This is a genomic window from Haladaptatus rarus (assembly GCF_054177585.1).
The window spans coordinates 13,408-33,149 of record NZ_JBPEHG010000005.1 but is presented as its reverse complement, the minus strand read 5'-3'; the positions used below and the strand labels follow the sequence as shown (position 1 = coordinate 33,149).

Annotated in this window: 23 protein-coding genes; 8 read left to right on the top strand and 15 right to left on the bottom strand. The window is 60.7% G+C overall.

What is annotated here, in order from left to right; translation table 11 throughout:
- Positions 1-2: 2 nt before the first annotated feature.
- The 7 genes from ACR3FE_RS13100 to ACR3FE_RS13070 form a co-directional block, all read right to left on the bottom strand.
- On the bottom strand, positions 3-152 hold the full coding sequence (locus ACR3FE_RS13100) for a DUF7512 family protein (protein WP_458207598.1): 150 nt from the start codon (positions 150-152) through the stop codon (positions 3-5).
- Positions 153-356: 204 nt separating this feature from the next.
- Positions 357-1,340 (bottom strand): sulfite exporter TauE/SafE family protein, encoded by a 984-nt coding sequence (locus ACR3FE_RS13095; RefSeq protein ID WP_458207597.1) that lies wholly within the window; start codon positions 1,338-1,340, stop codon positions 357-359.
- Complete coding sequence (locus ACR3FE_RS13090) at positions 1,340-1,528, bottom strand: hypothetical protein (protein WP_458207596.1); 189 nt, start codon at positions 1,526-1,528, stop codon at positions 1,340-1,342. Before ACR3FE_RS13090 ends, ACR3FE_RS13095 begins: the two co-directional genes overlap by 1 nt.
- Before the next feature lie 160 nt (positions 1,529-1,688).
- Entirely contained in the window at positions 1,689-2,867 is a 1,179-nt protein-coding gene (locus tag ACR3FE_RS13085; RefSeq protein WP_458207595.1) for an inorganic phosphate transporter, read from the bottom strand.
- A gap of 183 nt (positions 2,868-3,050) precedes the next feature.
- The gene (locus ACR3FE_RS13080; RefSeq protein ID WP_458207594.1) at positions 3,051-3,512 is read right to left on the bottom strand and encodes a DUF6691 family protein; all 462 of its coding nucleotides are present in this window, start codon (positions 3,510-3,512) and stop codon (positions 3,051-3,053) included.
- Entirely contained in the window at positions 3,509-4,006 is a 498-nt protein-coding gene (locus ACR3FE_RS13075; RefSeq protein WP_458207593.1) for a YeeE/YedE family protein, read from the bottom strand. Before ACR3FE_RS13075 ends, ACR3FE_RS13080 begins: the two co-directional genes overlap by 4 nt.
- Before the next feature lie 24 nt (positions 4,007-4,030).
- Positions 4,031-5,221, bottom strand: coding sequence for an MBL fold metallo-hydrolase (locus ACR3FE_RS13070; protein ID WP_458207592.1), 1,191 nt, complete (start codon positions 5,219-5,221; stop codon positions 4,031-4,033).
- A 281-nt stretch (positions 5,222-5,502) separates the two neighbouring features.
- On the opposite strand from ACR3FE_RS13070, the gene ACR3FE_RS13065 reads away from it, so the two are divergent.
- On the top strand, positions 5,503-5,760 hold the full coding sequence (locus tag ACR3FE_RS13065; protein ID WP_458207591.1) for a sulfurtransferase TusA family protein: 258 nt from the start codon (positions 5,503-5,505) through the stop codon (positions 5,758-5,760).
- A 2-nt stretch (positions 5,761-5,762) separates the two neighbouring features.
- Complete coding sequence (locus ACR3FE_RS13060; protein WP_458207590.1) at positions 5,763-6,338, top strand: DsrE/DsrF/DrsH-like family protein; 576 nt, start codon at positions 5,763-5,765, stop codon at positions 6,336-6,338.
- Here the strand turns inward: ACR3FE_RS13060 and ACR3FE_RS13055 are convergent.
- Complete coding sequence (locus ACR3FE_RS13055) at positions 6,331-6,522, bottom strand: hypothetical protein (protein WP_458207589.1); 192 nt, start codon at positions 6,520-6,522, stop codon at positions 6,331-6,333. The genes ACR3FE_RS13060 and ACR3FE_RS13055 overlap by 8 nt on opposite strands.
- Positions 6,523-6,634: 112 nt before the next feature.
- Between ACR3FE_RS13055 and ACR3FE_RS13050 the strand changes: the two genes are divergently transcribed.
- The 3 genes from ACR3FE_RS13050 to ACR3FE_RS13040 are packed head-to-tail and all read left to right on the top strand — an operon-like array spanning position 6,635 to position 9,398.
- On the top strand, positions 6,635-7,297 hold the full coding sequence (locus ACR3FE_RS13050; RefSeq protein WP_458207854.1) for an NADH-quinone oxidoreductase subunit B: 663 nt from the start codon (positions 6,635-6,637) through the stop codon (positions 7,295-7,297).
- Positions 7,294-8,940, top strand: coding sequence for an NADH-quinone oxidoreductase subunit D (locus tag ACR3FE_RS13045; RefSeq protein ID WP_458207588.1), 1,647 nt, complete (start codon positions 7,294-7,296; stop codon positions 8,938-8,940). The genes ACR3FE_RS13050 and ACR3FE_RS13045 overlap by 4 nt, the downstream gene beginning before the upstream one ends.
- Complete coding sequence (locus ACR3FE_RS13040) at positions 8,937-9,398, top strand: NuoI/complex I 23 kDa subunit family protein (protein ID WP_458207587.1); 462 nt, start codon at positions 8,937-8,939, stop codon at positions 9,396-9,398. Before ACR3FE_RS13045 ends, ACR3FE_RS13040 begins: the two co-directional genes overlap by 4 nt.
- Positions 9,399-9,407: 9 nt before the next feature.
- Here the strand turns inward: ACR3FE_RS13040 and ACR3FE_RS13035 are convergent, their stop codons facing one another.
- The 6 genes from ACR3FE_RS13035 to ACR3FE_RS13010 form a co-directional block, all read right to left on the bottom strand.
- On the bottom strand, positions 9,408-10,808 hold the full coding sequence (locus tag ACR3FE_RS13035; protein WP_458207586.1) for an aryl-sulfate sulfotransferase: 1,401 nt from the start codon (positions 10,806-10,808) through the stop codon (positions 9,408-9,410).
- 150 nt (positions 10,809-10,958) lie between these two features.
- A complete protein-coding gene (locus ACR3FE_RS13030) occupies positions 10,959-11,822 on the bottom strand; it encodes a class I SAM-dependent methyltransferase (RefSeq protein WP_458207585.1) in 864 nt (287 codons plus the stop codon).
- Positions 11,819-12,898, bottom strand: coding sequence for a glycosyltransferase family 4 protein (locus tag ACR3FE_RS13025; RefSeq protein ID WP_458207584.1), 1,080 nt, complete (start codon positions 12,896-12,898; stop codon positions 11,819-11,821). Before ACR3FE_RS13025 ends, ACR3FE_RS13030 begins: the two co-directional genes overlap by 4 nt.
- Positions 12,895-13,281, bottom strand: coding sequence for a 6-pyruvoyl trahydropterin synthase family protein (locus ACR3FE_RS13020; protein WP_458207583.1), 387 nt, complete (start codon positions 13,279-13,281; stop codon positions 12,895-12,897). Before ACR3FE_RS13020 ends, ACR3FE_RS13025 begins: the two co-directional genes overlap by 4 nt.
- A gap of 2 nt (positions 13,282-13,283) precedes the next feature.
- Positions 13,284-14,312 carry a zinc-dependent alcohol dehydrogenase gene (locus tag ACR3FE_RS13015; protein WP_458207582.1) on the bottom strand — a complete coding sequence of 343 codons (1,029 nt, stop codon included), beginning with the start codon at positions 14,310-14,312 and terminating at the stop codon, positions 13,284-13,286.
- Between the two features lie 37 nt (positions 14,313-14,349).
- The gene (locus ACR3FE_RS13010) at positions 14,350-14,946 is read right to left on the bottom strand and encodes a hypothetical protein (protein WP_458207581.1); all 597 of its coding nucleotides are present in this window, start codon (positions 14,944-14,946) and stop codon (positions 14,350-14,352) included.
- 123 nt (positions 14,947-15,069) lie between these two features.
- Here ACR3FE_RS13010 and ACR3FE_RS13005 point away from each other — a divergent pair, with 123 nt between their 5' ends.
- The 3 genes from ACR3FE_RS13005 (at position 15,070) to ACR3FE_RS12995 (ending at position 18,452) form a co-directional block, all read left to right on the top strand.
- Entirely contained in the window at positions 15,070-15,693 is a 624-nt protein-coding gene (locus ACR3FE_RS13005; protein ID WP_458207580.1) for a phosphoribosyltransferase, read from the top strand.
- A 323-nt stretch (positions 15,694-16,016) separates the two neighbouring features.
- Entirely contained in the window at positions 16,017-17,006 is a 990-nt protein-coding gene (locus ACR3FE_RS13000; protein WP_458207579.1) for a transcription initiation factor IIB, read from the top strand.
- Between the two features lie 156 nt (positions 17,007-17,162).
- Positions 17,163-18,452, top strand: a complete 1,290-nt coding sequence (locus tag ACR3FE_RS12995) for a hypothetical protein (RefSeq protein ID WP_458207578.1) — start codon at positions 17,163-17,165, stop codon at positions 18,450-18,452.
- Positions 18,453-18,512: 60 nt separating this feature from the next.
- Here ACR3FE_RS12995 and ACR3FE_RS12990 read toward each other — a convergent pair whose 3' ends face one another.
- Complete coding sequence (locus tag ACR3FE_RS12990; protein WP_458207577.1) at positions 18,513-19,571, bottom strand: DUF7350 domain-containing protein; 1,059 nt, start codon at positions 19,569-19,571, stop codon at positions 18,513-18,515.
- Positions 19,572-19,742: the final 171 nt, after the last annotated feature.

The following is a 19,742-nucleotide window of genomic DNA, read 5'->3' as shown; positions in this document are numbered from 1 at the left end:
ACTCACTCACCTCGGACGGCGTCCATGATCTCGTCTCCCATGACCCGTGAGAGCGCACCATAGCCGACGTACAGCACTATCGCCTCGACGAGCACGATACCAACGGTCGATACTGCCTGGACGTTTCCTCCGAACGATTCGATTCCTACCATACCGTACCACACCCAGTCTGGGGCTCGATTACCGGTTGTGTGCGAATCATACTATTCTACTCAGCCATACCTATCCGCCGAAGGGTTATAACGGTTTTGGGAATAGAATACAATACTATTTTGGGCGAACGAACACCTGAGACAACCGTTAGCCGCCCATTACCGCACAGTATTCGAGCCGATATGAAAGATATTGGTTCGGTATCAGTCTGCAGTCGAGACTGTGGTCGTCCCCTCCTGGCGAAGATTCTTGACGGTTGCGTACACGATCGCACCGCTGACGAGCAACGCCGCGCCGAAGATGAGCACCATACTCAGCGTGACCAGCGCATCGATGTCGAAGGTGTTGCCGAGCCGTTTGCTCGCCACGGCGGCACTCCCGGCCAACAGCATGGCGGCGAAGTATCCCTTGATGTCGTCTTCGTCCACGATGGCCGTCGCCGCCGCGCCGAGGCGTGCGCCGAGTGCGCTTCCGGCCAACAGCGGGACGACGATAGAGAGATCGACAGCGCCACTCTGCGCGTAGAGGAACGAACCGACAGCGCCGGATGCGGTGATCTGGAACACGTCCGTTCCGACCGCGACAGCCGCAGGCACACCGAGTACGTACATCATGGCGGGCATCAGCAGGAATCCGCCGCCGACGCCGAGGAACCCGGAGAGGACGCCGATGGCTGCCGCGATAGCCAGCGTGAGCCACACCGACACCTCCGTTCCACCCTTGATCGTGACGGTCGGCGGGAGCTGTAAGGTTTCGAAGCGTTCGACGAGCGGCGGGTCGGTTTCGTCGGTGGCGGTACGTGCGTCGTTCAGGATGATGAGTCCGACCGCCCCCAGGAGGACGACGTAGGCGGTTCCGACGACGAGGTCGGCCATCCCGAGCTTTTCGAGGAGGAAGACGATCTCTTTTCCACCCTCGATACCGACCGTCATGCCGGTGATGAAGAGCACACCCAGTTTGTAATCGACCTGCCCATGGTCGCGGTGTTTGAGCGCAGCGATGACGGACGTTCCGAAGACGAATGCCAGCCCACTTCCGACCGCGACCCGTGCCGGATAATCCATCACGAGGAGAGCGGGAGTGACGAGGAACGACCCACCCATCCCGAAGAAGCCGAACAGGACGCCGATGAGCAATCCGAACCCGACGAACACCGCGAATGTCGTCGGACTCAATCCGAGTCCCATCACGTCTGGTCACCCAGTATCGTTTGATTTCCTGGTATTATCTGGTTACTCGGTGTTGTTTCGACACCCGACTCGGTTATCATCGCTAGCAAACCATACCCGGCGTACAGTGCCATATCGAGCACCGTGCCGTCCGTCTCGACCGTAACCGCAATTCTGTCGAGGGGCTCGATTCCAGACGAGGTCATCGTTGTTTCCACCTGTCGGGATTTCGTTGTTTTGTGGGAACCATGCTTTTCTGTACGGCTGGCAGCTACCGGCTTCTGCTACTAACAACTTTGGGATTTCTATGCAATATTGAATCCAAGAATCGTATCGATAACCTATGAATCGCTTCTCGACCAGTGCCTACAGAAGCGCGACGATGAAGACGCCGTATCCGACTGCGAACGCGACGACGAACGAACCGGCCCACGCACCCACCGTCTTCAGAAGTTTCGTGCTCTCTACGTTTCCGTTTCCGCCGACGGCAGCACCACTTCCGACGATGGCGCTGACGATGACCTCGTTGAACGAGATCGGAACGCCGAGCAAGACCGCGGTCTGCGCGATGAGGAACGACGGGATGAGTGCGGCGATCGACCGGCGCGGCCCGAGCGAGGAGTACTCCCGCGAAAGCGCCTGTATCATCCGGGGCGCACCCGTCCACGAACCGATGAGGAGACCGACGCCACCGCCGACCAGGATGAGCACTGTCGGAACGGCGAACCCATCCAATAGCGGTAGCAGTGGGCCGACCGCCAATCCGACCTGACTCCCACCTGCGGCGAACGCGACCAATCCGCCGAGAGCCAGGAGAAATCGTCTGAGCGCCACTGCCTCGTCCCGTTCGATGTCCCATCGGAGAACGAGAGCAATAGCGACTGCGACGACGAGCGTGACCACGACACGAGCAGCGGGTGTTGGCACGTGCACACTGACAGCGACTGACTCTGCGAGCGACCGTGCCTCTCCGTTCGGTCCGAGGAAGGTAAAATCGATGTTCGCGACGACGAGACCCACGAGCGCGCCGAGTACAGGGATGCTGATTCGTTCTGGCACGTCTTTACGGGGCAGGAGGCTAGCGATACCGTACGCGAGGCCGCCACCAACGACCGGCGTCAACAGCCACAGGGCTGCTATCACGCGGTACTTCTCCCACGCGGGCGTGCCGCCGAGTGCGAGTCCGACACCGATGACTGCCCCTGTGACCGTGAATGCGGTTGCGATAGGGATTCCAGCGTAGATGCCGATCGCCATCAGTCCGGCACCCGTCAACAGCGCGACGATGACGGCCATCGGTGTGAGCGTCACCCCTGTCACGAGTCCACTGCCGACTGCTTCGGAGACGTTTCCTCCCTGGATCGCGGCACCAGCAAATCCGAGGATTCCGACGACGAACGCGGCACGAAGAATCGAGATGGCGTTTGCACCGACCGCTGGCGCAAATGGAGTCGCACCGCTCGACCCTGCCCCGAGAACCCACGCCATGAAGGCGCTACTCAGGATAGCGATCAGGATCGGAACCACCGTCACGAGGTCGGCCATCACAGCCTCCTCCCCGGACGCGCCGGTTCGATACGATTCGCTTGATTCATCGGTCGTGGGTACGGAGTGACGGAATAAAACAGTTTTGTGTGGTTGTTACAAAACTATGCATGTGGGATTCAGTACGCTATCCGTTTTCGGTTTGGCACTGGAAAACGAACGTGAAACGGGCGAAAAGGGGGTTCAGTCTGCGGTCGACGTCGGGGAAGACGATTCGGAACGGTGTTTGCGCCAGAGTCCCTGGAGGTACGCTCCGAGGAACATCCCGCCGACGCCGAGCAACATCGGGTAGTTTCCGATTCCCACGCTGGCGTAGGCAGACCCCGGACAGATTCCGGAGACCCCCCAGCCGACGCCGAAGATGCTACCGCCGATGAGCACGTTCCGGTCGAACGATTTCAGCCGACGTTTGTATTCGTTTCCGGTCAGTGGTGCGCGGTCGAGGAGATGCGTTGCGATGGCGAACGTAATAGCCGTCACGACGGCGGCACCCCCCATCACGAACAGGAGGCCAAGATCTTCCAACTGGAGGAAGTCCAGGACGACTTCGGGTTGAGCCATGTGGCTGTAGCCGAGTCCGAATCCGAAGATCAGTCCGCCCACCAGTATCAGTGGTAGGAACAGCGGGCCACGTTGGCCGCTCATGGTGTCACCCCCAGCGCCTGCACTAGCTGTGCCGTTCCGATCGCCACCGCCATGAACGTCGCCACGTTGGCGATGGACGTCGACGAGGCAGAGCCGACGCCACAGACGCCGTGGCCGGACGTACATCCTTTCCCGATCCGGGTGCCGACACCGACGAGGATGCCCCCACCGAGCAGTCGCCACCACTGCACGTCCGTCGTCCAGATCTCGCCGTGGAAGACGGCCTGATAGATGGCTGCCCCGCCGACGATCCCCAGCGTGAAGACGACACGCCAGTCTCGTGATGCGATGTACTGCGGTCGCTGGAACCGCGGTATGTCCGAGACGTACGACAGTGTCGATTCGAGGAACGTGCTCGCACCAGCGATGATGCCCGTCCCGAGGTAGATGACCGCTGCCCCGAGACCGATAAGCAGCCCCCCGATTGCGTATCGTGTGATTCCGTTGGGGAACAGTTCAGCGTACGTGAATATCGGTGCCAATTCGTATACCATATGTTAGTCAATCAGCGCGCCAATTCAGTCGCTCGTCATCGCGTCTTGGCTGGCAGCGCAGTTGTTCGGGCCGAGTTCGAGCTCGAACGCTTCTTCGTCGTCTGCGTCCTTGAGGCCTAAGTTGGTTTCGATGATGTCTTCGTAGTTCGCCGGGCGCGGCGGCATGTCCGAGAGGATGAACTCTACGAACTCGTCGCGTTCCATGGAGAGTGCGTCCATCGATTCGGTCAGTTCCGCGATCGTCGCGGTGTAGGTGTCGTCCGCACGCGGGGTCGCTGCGTCGCTGAAGTGCGCCGGAGCGACGTACGTCTCGTTGGGGAGCGTGAGAACCTTGTTCTGCAGGGAGTCGTAGAGCATCCCTGCCGCATCCGGTGCGCCTTCGTCACCCTCTTCGAGGTCGGGGCGAGCGACGCTCTCGGTGAACAGGCCGTCACCCGTGAACAACACATCGTCCACGAGGTAGGAGGTCATCCCCGTGGTGTGGCCGGGCGTGTGGATGACCTCGATGCTCGTATCGCCGACCGAGAGTTCTTCCCCGTCTTCGACGGTCGTGTACTCGATGTCGTATTCGACACCACGACCCTCTGCAGGGGCAGGGATGACCGCTTCTGCGCCATTTTCTTCGGCGAGCGTGCGGACGCCGCTGATGTGGTCGGCGTGGATGTGCGTGTCGACTGCGTATTTCAGTTCCGCGCCGAGCGCGCGTGCGTCTTGTACGTACGTGTCGGCGAACGCGCGAAGCGGGTCGATGACGGCGGCTTCGTCACCACTCACGACGAGGTAGCCCAGGCAACCGCTGGAGGGTCGCTGGTACTGGGCGATGGTCGCGTCGGATTCGGTGTCGAGTTCGTGGTACTCGTAGATGCTCGCCCAGCCGTTCATACCGGAGCTGAGGTGGTCGACGGTGTAGCCACGCTCCTTCAGCAGTCCGGCGACGTACTCGCTCGCGCCACCCTTCGCACAGAGAACGGTCACGTGCTCATCTTCGGGGATGTCTTCGAACAGTTCCTCGTCGGGCTCGCCGGTCAGGAACTCGAAGTAGGGGATGTTGATGTTCGTGACCGAGTCACCTTCGATCCGCCACTCTTCGAACTCGCTTTCCATCCGCACGTCGAGGATCGTCACGTCGTCGCCCGCGTCGATCTTCTCTTTCAGTTCTTCTGGCGTAATCGACTCGACCTCCACTTCTGGGGTCGGGAACTCTTGTTCACTCATGTACGGTCATCCCTATCGGATACGGACGTATAAGTGTTTGCATAGTATTCCGAATACCCTGCAATACTGATTGCGGTGTCTTCGGCTATCCTCGTTGTAACCAGTTTGTTATCGCACGAGCGCAACTAAGAAGTACGCTGGGAACGAAGCTATAGTCGAACGAACGGGGGTATCGTCGATTCGTGTCGATGGTTGTGTGTGGTATCCCCATCGACCAACACACTTTTAACCCTCGCACCAGTATTGTTGGATACGTCCAAGATAGAACACTGGTGAACACTATGAGTACGGAATACGAAATCACGGAAACACTCGACGTAAAAGGAATGAACTGCCCGATGCCCGTCGTGAAGACGAAGCAAGCGACGGACGGCCTCGCAGAGGGTGAGATACTCGAAGTCGTCGCAACCGACTCCGGGAGCATGAGCGACATCAAAGGATGGGCGAACACCACCGACGGTGTCGAACTCCTCGACCAGGAGGAAGGCACCGAGAACGGTGAGGCTGTGTACCGCCACTTCGTCCGTAAAACGGCGTAAACATGAGTACGGACACACCCGACACTTCGCAGACCGATGGCCTGAGTGAGGCGGCGCTCCAGGAACAGCTAGATGAGCTAGAGCAGGAACTCGCCGACCTGAAAGAGGAGGTCGGCGGCCAGAAGAAGATGACCATCATCGCCACGAAGGGGACCCTGGACATGGCGTACCCGCCCCTCATCCTCGCCAGCACCGCCGCAGCATTCGGCTGGGATGTCGTGGTCTTCCACACGTTCTGGGGCCTCGACATCCTCCACGAGAAGAAGTCGAAGGAGCTCAAACTCAGCGCCGTCGGTAACCCCAGCATGCCGATGCCGAACGCGCTCGCTGCGCTCCCCGGCATGGACTCGATGGCGACGAAGATGATGCAGAAGAAGATCGACGAGAACGGCACGGCGACCATCGAAGAACTCATCGACGTCTCGGTAGAGAGCGGCGTCGAACTGCAGGCCTGCCAGATGACGATGGACTTGATGGACTACGAGGACGACGAGTTCTACGACGGCGTCGTGAGCGGTGTGGGTGCAGCCACCGCCCTCGAACACATGGCCGACTCCGACATCCAGTTGCTCATCTGACCGTCGAGTGCTCGTTCTTGTCCCCCTTGTCCCGTTGTCGAAAGTTCCCTTCCCATTTTAGCGCGATAGTCACGGCGGCGATGCTGGTCACCGACTGACCACGGTCAACGCCGAACCCAACGTGGTTGAGCGTTCGATTGTGACAGCCGACGCTATCGCGGCTCGAACCACCCCGAATATTCATGACTGTCCCTCCCTAACGCCCTCTGACGCCCGTGAGACGGGCGGTGGGGTGGGGGAACGTGAGTGAAAAATCACAGCCAGTACGACAAGCAGATAATCTACCCGAAGGTCGGATGGCGACACCGACCAGTCGTCGGGAAGCGAAAGAAGAGTTACCGAATCGATTCGACTCGAAGCTCAGAGACGCGCTCGGAACGTCGCCGTTCATCCTGACGAAGTTCGACGCCTTCATGAACTGGGTTCGAGGGTCGTCGATGTTCATGTTGCAGTTCGGTATCGCCTGCTGTAGCATCGAGATGATGCACACCTACGCGGTCAAACACGACCTCGATCGATTCGGGGCAGGTGTCCCACGAGCATCGCCACGACAGGCAGACGTCATCATCGTGCCGGGAACCATCGTCTCGAAGTTCGCGCCGCGCATGAAGCGCGTCTACGACCAGATGCCCGAGCCCAAGTTCGTCGTCAGCATGGGGTCGTGTACCTGCTCCGGCGGGCCGTTTCAGGAGGGGTACAACGTCATCAAGGGCGCAGAAGAGGTCATCCCGGTGGACATCCACGTCCCCGGTTGCCCGCCGCGCCCCGAGGCGCTCATCTACGGTATCGCCAAGCTACAGGAGCGGATCGCACACGGCGAGGCGAGCCCGGTCGTCGTGAAACCGTACGAACTGGAGCGGTTCGGTGACTTAGAACGTGACGAACTGGTCGAGACGCTCGCCGACGAGATAGACGAGGATTCGCTCGTCATGCGCTACAACTGGGTGGATTCGCCATGAGTTCGCCGGTACAGGAACAGCGTCTCCGCGACGACGAACTCGCCGAACTGTTAGGTGACCACGTCATCGGTCGAGAGGAACATCTGAATGCGCCGGGGTTCGTGATTCGGCCTGACGAGGTGCAGGACGTGCTCACCATCCTGCGCGACGAGGCCGGATTCGACCACCTCTCGTGTCTGACGGCCCAGCAGTACGACGACCGATACGAGAGCATCTACCACCTGAAAAAGTACGTCGATCCACAGCAGGAGGTGAGCATCGTCGTGCCGACGAGCACGGAGAATCCGGTGAGCCAGACGGCAGAACCCGTGTTCCGGACGGCGGATTGGCACGAGCGCGAGGCATACGACCTCGTCGGTATCGAGTACGAAGGCCATCCGGACATGCGGCGAATCCTCCTCCCGGAGACGTGGCAGGGCCATCCGCTCTCGCTCGATTACGACCAGGACAAACCGCAGATAGTGACGTTGGAAGCCCACAGGAATCCGTTGCAGGAAGACCACCTCGTCGAGGAAGCGGACACCATCTTCCTCAACATCGGGCCACACCATCCCGCCACGCATGGAGTGCTTCACCTGGAGACGGTGCTGGACGGTGAGCAGGTGATCGACGTGAAACCCGACGTTGGCTATCTCCATCGCTGTGAGGAGCAGATGGCCCAATCGGGGAACTACCGACACGAGATAATGCCGTATCCAGACCGCTGGGATTACGCATCGGCCGGGCTGCTCAACGAGTGGGCCTACGCGCGCGCTGCAGAGGATCTCGCGGATCTGGACGTACCTGAGTACGCACAGATCCTCCGGACGATGAGTGCAGAACTATGCCGGATCGCCGCGCACATGCTCGCGGTCGGAACCTTCGCGCTCGACGTATACGGTGACTTCACGGCCATCTTCATGTACGCGATGCGCGACCGGGAGCGAACCCAGAACATCCTGGAGGATCTGACCGGTCAGCGGATGATGTTCAACTACTTCCGGCTCGGTGGAGTCGTGTGGGATCTTCCGGAGCCACGTGACGAGTTCTTCGACAAGGTTCGAGACTTCATGGACGAACTGCCGGAGGCGCTCGAAGAGTATCACAACCTCATCACTGGCAACGAGATATTCCAGCTGCGGTGTATCGACACCGGAGTTCTCGAACCCGACGTTGCCAAGCAGTACGGTGCGACCGGCCCGGTCGCACGCGCTTCGGGCATCGACTACGACCTGCGCCGTGACGACCCCTACGGTTACTACGACCAGCTCGACTGGGACGTCGTCACCGAAGACGGTTGTGACAACTACTCGCGCGTGCTGGTGCGTCTCCGCGAGGTCGCGGAATCGTCGAAGATCATCGAGCAGTGTGTCGATCTGCTCGAAAACTGGCCGGAAGACGAGCGCGAGATCCAGTCGAACGTCCCCCGGACGCTCAAACCCGGGGCGGACACCGAAACGTACCGCGCCGTCGAAGGTGCAAAAGGCGAACTCGGCATCTACATCCGTTCTGACGGCACATCGAAGCCGGCGCGATTCAAGATTCGAAGTCCGTGTTTCCACAACCTCTCGGCACTCCCGGAGATGGCCGAAGGCGAGTTCGTGCCGGACCTGGTCGCGTCGTTGGGCAGTCTCGACATCATCTTGGGGGAGGTCGACCGATGATCGGACTGCTCAAATCGATGGCGACGACGATGAAACACGCGCTGGACGGCTCGACGTTCACGGTGGAGTACCCCGACGTGGCTCCCGAAGTCAGCCCGCGCTTCCGCGGCATCCACAAGTTCAGCCAGGAGCGCTGTATCTGGTGTCGGCAGTGCGAGAACGTCTGCCCGAACGACACGATCCAGATCGTGCAGGACGACCAGCGCAACGGCGAGCAGTACAACCTCCACGTCGGCCAGTGTATCTACTGCCGACTCTGCGAGGAAGTCTGCCCCGTCGACGCGATCTTGCTCACCCAGAACTTCGAGTTCACGGGTGACACGAAAGACGATCTGGTCTACAACAAGGAGCAACTGAAGAACGTGCCGTGGTACAAGGACATCGACCCGCTGGCGTCGCGGGAACCCGATAGAGGTGCGTGGATCGGTGAAGGAGAAGGAGACGTGGATTATCAGTAGGGTCTGTAGTTAGGCCACTCGCCTTTTCACACCGTAATATAGCCGCTGTCGCTGATACACCAGTTCGCCGACGATCAAACCGAGCACCAACAGGATGGCGAACAGCGCGGCGATGAAGGCGTACTCGCTCATCCAGATGGGGCGGATGAACGGCGTCACTTGATCCCAGCGTTCGCCGTAGTAGCGCATGTCGTCCTCGTAGGACGTTCCGTCGAACGTGTTGGCGAGGAACACCGACATCTTCACGCGGTCACCGGTTCCGGGGTCGATGTTCGCGCTGCCGGAGACCTGATAGTCACCAGTCACGCCCTGGTCTGCCATGGTCGGGCCGTTGGAACTGCCGCCGTGGGCTACACGCTCTGCTTCGTAGGGGAGCCACGGTGAGTAGAACTCCCAGACGATCTCGCCTTTCGGCGTCACTTCGATGACGCGATGGTTCGAAGAGTCGGTGATGAGCGTGTTTCCGTTCGGCAATCGGTCGGCGTCACGAGGCCAGTTGAACTTCTCGGACGACCCCATCTGCCACGTCTTCTCCCAGTCGCTGCCGCGTTTTGCGTACTCCACGATGCGGTGGTTCTCGGAGTCCGCGACGAGCATCGTCGGGGTGCCATCCTCGCTTTCGAGATAGTCGGGGTTGTGCTGTTTGTAGAGTGTCTCATAGTTCTGATCTTCCCCGAGTTTCATCGTGATCTCCTTCGACTCGCGGTCGACGACGATGACCTGGTCGAAGTCCCGAGGTGAGGCCATGTACTTACCCGGCCCGATCTTGTCGACGTCGTTCACGTGCGTCCAGTCGCTGGTGAACTTGTTGCCAGCACTCTTCTCGTAGTGGTTGCGGAAGTACCAGCGCCAGACGATCTCGTCCTTCTCCAGGTCGTAGACGTAGATGCTGTCGTCGTTCCGGTTGGCACTTTCGTTGTATGCACGCATGTTGGCAACGAGCAACTGCGTCCCGTTGTTGATGAGGTCGATATCGTGCGTGTCGTGGATCTCGAGGAATCGCTTCCACACCTTCTCCTTCGTGTCGGGGTTGTACTCGTAGACGAGCGTGCCGCCGCGCTGCGTCGAGGTGACGAGGAGATTTCCGTTCTCCAGGGGGTCGACGTCGTAGAACCACGCCGCACCTTCTTTCGAGCCGTTGTGTACCCATTCGACGTTGCCTTTCGGGCCGACTGCGACGAGACGGGCGGGCTTTTTCTTGTTCCCTTTACCCTGGAAGTGGTAGCCTTGAACGCTGATGATGGTGGTTCCGTTGGCGGGGCTTTCGATGGTTCCCCGCTGCAGGTTCGATTCCTCTTGGTCGTACGTTATCGCGGAGACCGCGGAGGGCGCGAGTAGGGCGACGATCAGCAGTAAGACGACGCCGCGCACGAGCCACGCTCGCGGCGGAAGTCGGTCCGTCCAGTCCATACATCTGTACTCAGTAACGTTCACTTTGAGTATTTTGTGTTTCATCTACCATTGCTGGCTGGTGATTTCGTTCCAGTCAACTCGAATACTAGATCCGAGAATCGTCATCGAATCGTTCATGACACGAGTTCGGCCTACGACGAGAATCGATCATACTCGCTTCGCCAGCACGTCGAGCTGGTGGGCGATGTACGTGAGTTCCGCGTCTGCCAGTTGTCGCCGCCGTGTCGCCAGCCAGTCTGAGAACCCCCTCGAATCGAGGTCGGGATGCCCTGCGAGCACACCGTCGATGGTTTCGAGGATGTGGTCGAGAAAGACCTGCTCGTCCGCTGGATACGAGCCGTTTCGGGGAAACACCACCCAGTCCGAACTGCCTGCGGCGAGCACCTGCGCGTCCTGCGCACGCAGGCCCGCGAGCAGTCGTCGTCCCGCCCGGCTACTCCCATCCCCGTCGTCCATGTGCCGATGATACAGGCATTCGACCTGGTCGTCCAGTGGATGGGATGGGTCGAACGACGTCCCGCCGTCGAAGGTGATGGGAAAGTAGCAGAGGCCGCCCGAATCAAGAACCGACAGGAACACGGGCAGTACCGAGTCGAGGTCGAACAGATCCGCGACAGCGTGGCCGACGAGAGCGTCCCAGGTTCGGTCGGTCTCCCCCGCGAATTCGACTGCATCCGCGACCTCGAAGACGACGGTACTGCGTCGGTCACCGCGCTCGAACCGAAGTTCGTCGCTTCGACGCTCATCGTCGCACGGTTCGAATCCTCGTGCCAGCAGTCGCTCCCGAGCTACATCGATGTTCTCCGGGTCGATGTCGAGTACCGTGTAGTGGGTGCGCGGCGGCAAGCAGTCCCACGAGTGCAGTCGCTCTCCCATCGCACCGATTCCGGCACCGACTTCCAGAATCCGTGCAGCGTCCGGGAGCCCCCGTCGAAACTGGCCGAGAACCCGGCGGTTCAGCGCCCGGTCGTCCACGGTTCGCTTCGCGTCGAGATACTGCTGGAACGTCATGTCTCTGCGGGAATAGTGCTTGCGCCCCCGGTCACTTCGTCGAGCAGTCGCTCGACCGCATCCGTCGCATCGTTCCAATCGGGATGGGATTCGAATCGTTCCCGCGATGCCTCGCTCATCCGTCTGAGGAGGCCCCTGTCGTCCCGGAAGATGCGAACCGCCGCTGCGACAGCATCGGGGTCGTCCGGCGGGAGTACGAATCCGGTATCGCCGTCCGAGACGATCTCGTCCGCACCGCCTGCAGCCGTGGCGATCGCGGGCAATCCGAAAGCCATCCCTTCGAGATAGACCAGTCCGAACCCCTCGTACAGCGATGGAACGGCGAGCACGTGACTCCGGGTGAGTTCCCGGGCGACCCCATCGTTCGGAAGTCGTCCCGTGAACGTGACCTTCTCACCTAACCGAAGTTCCTTGCAGTAGTGCCGAACTCGTTCCGCGTACGTCGGATTCGTTGGCGCACCGACGACCGAGAGCTGCCAGTCGCCGCGAACCCGTGAGAGTCCCGAAAGGAGGACGTGAAGGCCCTTCCTCGGAACGAGATTGCCGAGGAAGACGAGTCGGAGTGGTTCGTCGAACCAGTTCGGTGTTCGACGTGGTGAAATCGGCGCAAATCGGTCGCCCGCAGGGTACGCAACCGTCGATCGGAGGTCGTGGAAGTCGTGGAGGTCCAGAACGGATTCACGCGTCGTCTCGCTGTTGCAGATCGCCCCATCGACGCTCCGGAAATAGTGGTGTTCGACGGCGCGATAGATGCGATTTTTCCACGTGGCGCGTGGCTCGCTCGACCGAAGATGGTGGACGACGGAGACGATCGGCGTGTCGAGCGACCGGTTTCCCCAGACGAGCGAAGGGTGGCAGAGATGGTCTTCGAGAAGCACGTCGAATCCCGCGAGATCCGACCGAAGTCCCGGCGAGAGATTGTGCAGGAGACAGCGACCGTACCTATCCCACGGCAGGCCGACGACCTGTACCTCGTGGCCACGCTCTCGGAGGTGCTCGACCAGTTTTCGGTCGTATTGAAACCCCCCGGACTGTTCGGCGAGCGACCCGTAGACGACGAAGCCAAGGCGCATCATATCGATCGCTCGAAGGCGGCCCAGGCATCGTCATCTTCTCGTATCCTGACTGCCGATTCGCTCACCTCGCTGACCGCCGACTCGTCGATACCATCGAGTACGCGGTGGCAGAATAGGCGTGCGAAGTGCTCGACGCTTGGATTCAACCCGTCGAACTCCGGAAGGTCGTTCAACGTCTCGTCTCGGTAACGGGCGACCGCGTCGTCCACCGAGTCGCGCACGGTGTCGATATCGACGAGATAACCCAACTGGTTCAACGCCTCCCCGCGAAGACGAAGTTCGGCTCCGTACCGATGGGAGTGAAGTTCACCTTCCGGGCCGGGATTCGGAACGGTCAGGTAGTGCTGTGCGACGAACGTCCGTGAAACGCTCACTTCGTACATGGTTACTCGTATGTCAGGAGGACGGCCACCGCCTCGTTCGGGGATTCGTCCAGCAGTCGGTACGCCTCAGGTGCGTTCTCGACAGGGATTCGATGCGTGACGAGTCGTTTCGTGTCGATGTCGGCGAGTCGTCGCCACGCGACGGCGAGTCGGCGGTCGGTGTCCCACCGCCCGCGAAGTGTCGGGTCGAGGGTGCTCACCTGCGTACTGGTGACGTCGATCCGACTTCGGTGAAACGACCCTCCCAGATCCAGGCTTACTCGCTTCTCGCCGTACCACGAGCCGACGAGCACTCGCCCGTCGTAACCCGTCACCGCCACTGCATCGTCCAGTGCGGCCGGATTGCCGGACAGTTCGTAGGTCAGATCCGATCTGCTCGGCGCGTCTGGTCGGGAGAGAATGGCTTCGATTCGCTCGCGGATGTCGTCCGTCGCGTCGAGACAGTGGTCTGCACCCATTTCACGGGAGAGTTCACGACGGGCCGGGTAGCAATCGAGCGCCACGAGGTCGGCGAGAGGGTACGCCGCGAGTAAGGCAGTGGTCAACAACCCGACGACGCCTTGTCCGAAGACGACGACCTGCTCACCGACTCGGGGGACACCATCGAGAACGAAGTTCACCGCCGTTTCGACGTTCGGCAAGAAGACGGCCTCCTCGGGAGAAAACTCGTCTGGAATCCGGAGGAGGTCGTCGGGCGATGCGAGGAAGTGACTGGCGTGGGGGTGGAACGCGAACACCGATTCGTCCAGCCAGTCGTCCGAGACGTCGTTTCCCGTCGCAGCGACGGTCCCCGCCGTCGCGTAGCCGTACTGGAGCGGAAAGTCGAGCGTTCCAGAGAGCGCGTCGATGGTCGCGTCGGTCGCCAGTTCGGTCGGCGCGTCCCCGCGATAGACGAGGAGTTCGGTGCCGGAGCTGACCGCCGACACCTCGGCGTGAACGAGCACCTCGTCCGGCCCTGGTTCGGAAACCCCCTCCACGCGAACGTCGAGTTCGTGTGGCCCAGTGAAGTAGACTGTGTGTGCAGATGGCACACACCTCATGCGACGGATTCCATGAAATTCCTTTCGGCTACCACGTTCGGCGACCGAGGACACGGCACGCGAGGTCACACGCTCGACGACGAAGGTGGTCGAGCACTGGGTTCGGGCAGATGGCGAGATACGCGCGAACTGGCTCGTACTGGCCGGTTTCGAGCAGTGTCAGTGCTCGCGCCGTCGCTCGGTAGTTTCCGTCTGCCACGCGAGGTGGCCGACAGTCCCGCCGGTCTACCAGCACGAGGGGGTCGTCTGGCGGGTCGTCTCGACACGACAGGATATGACGAACATCGATGCCCGTCTCGGCGGTCAACTGGTCGGGGTCGCTGTCCCGAATCCGGCAGGCCGCTCCGAGGATCGTTCCATCTGGCGAGAGCGCGCGCCACTGCATGTCGTCCGGTCCCGCCACGACCCGCAACCGCTCGAACGCCTGCCGGGAGAGCGTTATTCTCCGCCACTCTCTGGGCGGCTCGCGCCAGATGAACGACGCTGCACCCGGCTTCAGGTCGAGAAGCTGGTCGAGCAACTCTCGCTCCGACAGCGATTCGAGGTCGAACGGGGGTGTCTCCGTCTTTCGACGTTCGAGTTCGAGCCACTGTTCGAGGACGGTACCCTGTGAGACGCGCGTCATCGACAGCCCGTTCGACCTCCGTGAACTTACTCGTTGAACCTTCGGTCGTTCGGTGAGAGTCGGTCTTCCGACGCGCCGAGTACTTTTAGCGACCGACCGCATTACTCTGAACAGGGGTGAAAGATGTTCGACGACAGAACGGACGGGGGAGAACGACTCGCAGAACTCGTCGTGAGCGAAGGAGTAGACGCGGACATCGTGCTCGCCATTCCACGCGGGGGACTTCCCGTCGGAAGGCCAGTCGCCGATGCACTCGGTGTTCCGCTCGATGTAGTGGTGGCGAAGAAATTGGGCGCACCCGGTAATCCCGAACTCGCTATCGGTGCGGTCGGAGCAGACGGGAGCGTGTGGCTGAACGACGACCTCGTCGGCCGGATCGGTGTCGGTAACACGTACATCGAACGAGAGCGTGAGCGACAGGCCGAAGTGGCCCGAGAGAAGGCGAGACAGTATCGTGGTGACGACCCGATTCCGGACGTAACGGGGAAGCGAGTCGTCGTGGTAGACGACGGTATCGCCACAGGTGCGACGACCATCGCTTGTCTCAGGCAAGTACGCAACGCGGGTGCGAGTCACGTCGTCCTCGCCGTTCCCGTCGGGTCACCCTCGTCGATCGAACGACTGCAAGGTGAAGCTGACGACGTGCTCTGCGTGGAGATACCACCGTATTTCAGCGCAGTCGGGCAGTTCTACAGGGTGTTCGAACAGGTGCCCGACGAGGTAGCGAGGACGTATCTGGAGGGATGAGCTAATCGCTGTTCGAATCCACTGAGATCGATTCGAACCAGTACCACGACGCGCCTGACAAAACGTACGAATTGCACCGTAAAATCACCAGACGTGAAACCGGTATTATTTTGTCCCTTTCGGTTCACGATTTCGCCGACCACTGGGGAGCTAAAATACGGAAAATCATCGTTTCAGACCTTGGTAACGGGTGACGCGGAACGGTGCAAAACGCACCATATTGCGAAACATTTAAGTAGTTTTCGCCCTAACCGTTGGTTAGGAAGTAGCTCCCCGGGATTCTTCAGGTTTTCTCCTCCCGGAGCGTCCGCCAACCCACCACCATGACATCGACCAAGATCCAAAATAACAGTGAGTCCGGTGTAGCGACTCACGAACGAGAAGAGGAAAGCCAGGGCGAGACCGAGCGAGAAGACGTCTGTCCCGAATGTGGCGGCAAACTCGTCTCCGACGAGGGACGCGGGGAGACTGTCTGTTCGGAGTGCGGTCTCGTCGTCGAGGAGGACTCCGTCGACCGCGGCCCAGAGTGGCGTGCCTTCGACGCGAAGGAGAAAGACGAGAAGAGCCGTGTCGGTGCGCCGACGACGAAGATGATGCACGACAAGGGGCTCTCGACGAACATCGGCTGGCAGGACAAAGACGCCTACGGTCGAACCCTCGGCTCGCGCCAGCGCGAGAAGATGCAGCGACTCCGCACGTGGAACGAGCGGTTCCGCACGCGCGACTCCAAAGAGCGCAATCTCAAACAGGCGCTCGGCGAGATCGACCGGATGGCGAGCGCACTCGGACTGCCGAAGAACGTCCGGGAGACGGCCAGCGTCATCTACCGCCGCGCACTGGAAGAAGACCTGCTCCCCGGACGCTCCATCGAAGGTGTGGCGACCGCGTCGCTCTACGCGGCGGCCCGTCAGACCAGCGTCCCCCGCAGTCTCGACGAGGTGGCGAGCGTCAGCCGCATCGATGAGATGGAGTTCAAGCGCACCTACCGCTACATCGTCCGCGAACTCAGCCTCGAAATCCAGCCCGCCGACCCACAGAACTACGTGACGCGGTTCGCCTCCGACCTCGACATCAGCGACGAGTCCGAACGCTGTGCCCACGACCTGCTCAAAGCCGCGAAAAAGCAGGGCGTCCACAGCGGGAAGTCGCCGGTCGGACTCGCCGCCGCCGCCGTGTACGCAGGTGCCCTCCTCAGCAACGAGAAGGTGACGCAGGCGCAGGTGAGCGAGGTCGCCAGCGTGAGCGAAGTCACCATCCGAAATCGGTATCAGGAACTGCTCGAAGCCGCTGAGGATGACCGTGTCGTCGCCTAACCGTTCCTGTTTTCTCTCCTCGTAGTAGCAGTGTGACAGATCCGTTCGTCTCGTGGAGCGACGTCGCTATCGTCTCGTTTGTCATATCGATTATCTCTAGTAACTGAAGTTGGCCGGTACACTAATTTTGGACGATTCGAATCATTACGAACACGCATGCCCGAGTCACGAATCGGGTTCGACCGCCGCGCTGCGATCAGTGTAACACTCCTCTTACTCGTAGTGGCGCTTATCTTCCAGCCCGGATTCCTCATCGCACAGTCGTCCGACGAACAGAACCCGAAAGATCCGGACGAGGTGCGGATGGTTTCGCCGAAGGAGAACAGCACGGCGGAGTTGTGGCCGTTCACCAGCCGTCAGAAGTCTTTCGACTCGTTGACGCTCCCCATCAACGCGATCGTTCAGGGCCACTCCGCTCGGGTGAAGATGCAACTCCGGAATCAGCGGGATGCACAGTGGAACAACGATTCGAACGAGTGGCAAGGGATTAGACAAGAGGATAGTCCGGAAGGCAGTGGTGATTCGGCAGACAGGTGGAGTAAGACCACGGGCGCGGTTCGGTACACGTACATCAAGGCTCCCGGTTCGCGCGGTGGCTGGGTAGCGGAGACGGCACAGCTCCACGACGGAACCTACTTCGGGTCGCGCTACCACCTTCGACTCTACGAAGGCGGGCAGGGGAACAACACGTGGACGGCGATACAGGCCCACCACGAGCACTGGGACTGGTTCCGGCTTCGCCACTCGGTCGGGTCGCTCTCGAAGGCACAGTACTACCTCGACAGTCAGTACTACGGCAAGTGGTATGTGGACGATATCTCGCGTAAACGCTACGCGAACGGCGGTATCATCGACACCGACGGCTGGGTTTCGGTCGTCGATCTACGGCAGGAGACCGATCTACGACCGGTGCCAGCAGCCCTGTTCGGGCTGTTGCTGCTCGGCTCCGTCGGCATCCAGGGCTCGGTGAAGGAGTCGATTCGAGAACTCTCGTCGCTACTCTCGAACGAGACGACCCAGCGCGGGGGCGCGCTCGCCGTCTCACTGTTCAGCTTACCGCTCGTCGTTCGTGCGACGAGCATCTTCGTCGAGACGACCTTCCCCTTCGTTCCGGTGAAAGCCATCGCTGGTGTCGGCTATCTCACCTTCGTCATCGGACTGCCGCTGGCTGCCATCGGCTTACCGAACGGTCGTCGGTCGCTGGACTGGTTCGTCGTCGCAGTCGTGGGTCTCGGTCTCGGGTTCCTCATGGACTACCAGAGTATCGGGGTGAACGTGCTTCCCATCGCGGTCGTGTTACATCGAATCGCCGTCCTCACGACGGTCGGTGTGATGGCGGTCGGTGGCGCACGCCAGAGCGAGGACGGGCGCTGGAACCTGCTGGTGAAAGCAGGTCTCGTCCTGTGGGTCTGTGTCCTACTATGGGGGCTGTTCCTCGACTTCTGAGGCTCGGATAGCACTCCGAAACCGTGGCTTTGGTCCCTGCGCTGAAAACTACCGCTTCGATCACTGCACGGAAAACCGTAGCTTCGGCATCGAGAGAAACGCCGTCTCGTACCCTTCGTGCCGGGAGACTTGCGGTGGCGAATCCACCAGGACGGTCAGTTCGTCGCCCGACTCGACGCCTTTCACATCCGCGCCGTAGTGATAGCCGATATCGGGGTCGAGCGTCGGCTTCAGCGTCCCGTCGAAGATGGCGTTCCCGCCGCGTTTCAGCCGCGCCGAGAGGGACATCATCGGAATCGGGTAGCGATTGTGCGGCGTCCGCGGCGAGACGAGGAGATAGGTGTTCTCCGCGAGGTCGGTGTCGCTATGCGTGCAGACGGCGAACTTCGCGTCACCGCTCGACTTCTCGTCGACGAGTTGGCCGGGGAGGTCGGACTTCGGCGGGACGTGACTCGTCGGCATCTCCATCTCCATCGGGTTCACCGCACCCTTCGTTCCCTTCTTGTCGTCCAGTTTGTTGTACGGCGTGTTTTCCAGTTTCTGCTGACTGAACTCGAACTGGGTGGAGAGCGTCTCACTCGACCCGAACTGCCCCGCGAGCGCCCCCGTTCGGCGGATGCTCAGCCCACCGACCTGCACCTCGGCCTCGTAGGTTCCGTCGCCATCGAGCGACATGTTGTCGCCGAAGTGAAAGCCCATGTTCTGTGAGAGCATCGGCCACATGGTTCGAGTGTCGCTCCAGTCCCCTTTCGAGAGGTCGATCCGGACGTTTCCGGTGGGGAGCACCGTCTTCGTCTCCGCGTCCCAGACGGAGGCCATCAGATGCAGGTCGTCGTCCTTCTGGACGGTGACCTTCTCCTGCTGTTTGGCCGTCCCGCCACCCATCAGCCAGAATCGGTGCGGAAACGAGTAGAACAGGGCCAATCGAAGACGGCCTTTCTTCGCCATCCCCGCCATCTCCATCCCTTCGACGTGTGATGGGTAGTACACCGCGTTCGGGCGGTTCTCCACCATCGGCGGTTCGCGCGGGAGGGTCTTCGTCTCGAACAGTCCGAAACACCCCGCCACCGCGGCGGTGCTGGTGACGCTCGCAGCCTGCAGAAACCTGCGACGGTTCATCGAATGGGATTTATAATCGGTCAGGAAAAGGGGTTCTGGTACACCCGTCGAAACGAGTTCGATTCGTCGGCTTTGGAATCTGGTCAGTACATTTCAGTACAAATCAGTACGTCTTAGTACGTTTCGTTTACGGTATCGAGGGACCTCTCGGAACGAGTGTTCGCAGTAGCG

Bases quoted from the DNA above. Each gene is read 5' to 3' on its own strand.
- ACR3FE_RS13080 (WP_458207594.1), bottom strand. From the start codon at position 3,512: ATGAGCGGCCAACGTGGCCCGCTGTTCCTACCACTGATACTGGTGGGC.
- ACR3FE_RS13085 (WP_458207595.1), bottom strand. From the start codon at position 2,867: ATGGCCGACCTCGTGACGGTGGTTCCGATCCTGATCGCTATCCTGAGT.
- ACR3FE_RS12995 (WP_458207578.1), top strand. From the start codon at position 17,163: ATGCCCGAGTCACGAATCGGGTTCGACCGCCGCGCTGCGATCAGTGTA.
- ACR3FE_RS13035 (WP_458207586.1), bottom strand. From the start codon at position 10,808: ATGGACTGGACGGACCGACTTCCGCCGCGAGCGTGGCTCGTGCGCGGC.
- ACR3FE_RS13025 (WP_458207584.1), bottom strand. From the start codon at position 12,898: ATGATGCGCCTTGGCTTCGTCGTCTACGGGTCGCTCGCCGAACAGTCC.
- ACR3FE_RS13000 (WP_458207579.1), top strand. From the start codon at position 16,017: ATGACATCGACCAAGATCCAAAATAACAGTGAGTCCGGTGTAGCGACT.
- ACR3FE_RS13065 (WP_458207591.1), top strand. From the start codon at position 5,503: ATGAGTACGGAATACGAAATCACGGAAACACTCGACGTAAAAGGAATG.
- ACR3FE_RS13100 (WP_458207598.1), bottom strand. From the start codon at position 152: ATGGTAGGAATCGAATCGTTCGGAGGAAACGTCCAGGCAGTATCGACC.
- ACR3FE_RS12990 (WP_458207577.1), bottom strand. From the start codon at position 19,571: ATGAACCGTCGCAGGTTTCTGCAGGCTGCGAGCGTCACCAGCACCGCC.
- ACR3FE_RS13020 (WP_458207583.1), bottom strand. From the start codon at position 13,281: ATGTACGAAGTGAGCGTTTCACGGACGTTCGTCGCACAGCACTACCTG.
- ACR3FE_RS13090 (WP_458207596.1), bottom strand. From the start codon at position 1,528: ATGACCTCGTCTGGAATCGAGCCCCTCGACAGAATTGCGGTTACGGTC.
- ACR3FE_RS13060 (WP_458207590.1), top strand. From the start codon at position 5,763: ATGAGTACGGACACACCCGACACTTCGCAGACCGATGGCCTGAGTGAG.
- ACR3FE_RS13010 (WP_458207581.1), bottom strand. From the start codon at position 14,946: ATGACGCGCGTCTCACAGGGTACCGTCCTCGAACAGTGGCTCGAACTC.
- ACR3FE_RS13055 (WP_458207589.1), bottom strand. From the start codon at position 6,522: ATGAATATTCGGGGTGGTTCGAGCCGCGATAGCGTCGGCTGTCACAAT.
- ACR3FE_RS13040 (WP_458207587.1), top strand. From the start codon at position 8,937: ATGATCGGACTGCTCAAATCGATGGCGACGACGATGAAACACGCGCTG.
- ACR3FE_RS13030 (WP_458207585.1), bottom strand. From the start codon at position 11,822: ATGACGTTCCAGCAGTATCTCGACGCGAAGCGAACCGTGGACGACCGG.
- ACR3FE_RS13095 (WP_458207597.1), bottom strand. From the start codon at position 1,340: ATGGGACTCGGATTGAGTCCGACGACATTCGCGGTGTTCGTCGGGTTC.
- ACR3FE_RS13070 (WP_458207592.1), bottom strand. From the start codon at position 5,221: ATGAGTGAACAAGAGTTCCCGACCCCAGAAGTGGAGGTCGAGTCGATT.
- ACR3FE_RS13075 (WP_458207593.1), bottom strand. From the start codon at position 4,006: ATGGTATACGAATTGGCACCGATATTCACGTACGCTGAACTGTTCCCC.
- ACR3FE_RS13050 (WP_458207854.1), top strand. From the start codon at position 6,635: ATGGCGACACCGACCAGTCGTCGGGAAGCGAAAGAAGAGTTACCGAAT.
- ACR3FE_RS13005 (WP_458207580.1), top strand. From the start codon at position 15,070: ATGTTCGACGACAGAACGGACGGGGGAGAACGACTCGCAGAACTCGTC.
- ACR3FE_RS13045 (WP_458207588.1), top strand. From the start codon at position 7,294: ATGAGTTCGCCGGTACAGGAACAGCGTCTCCGCGACGACGAACTCGCC.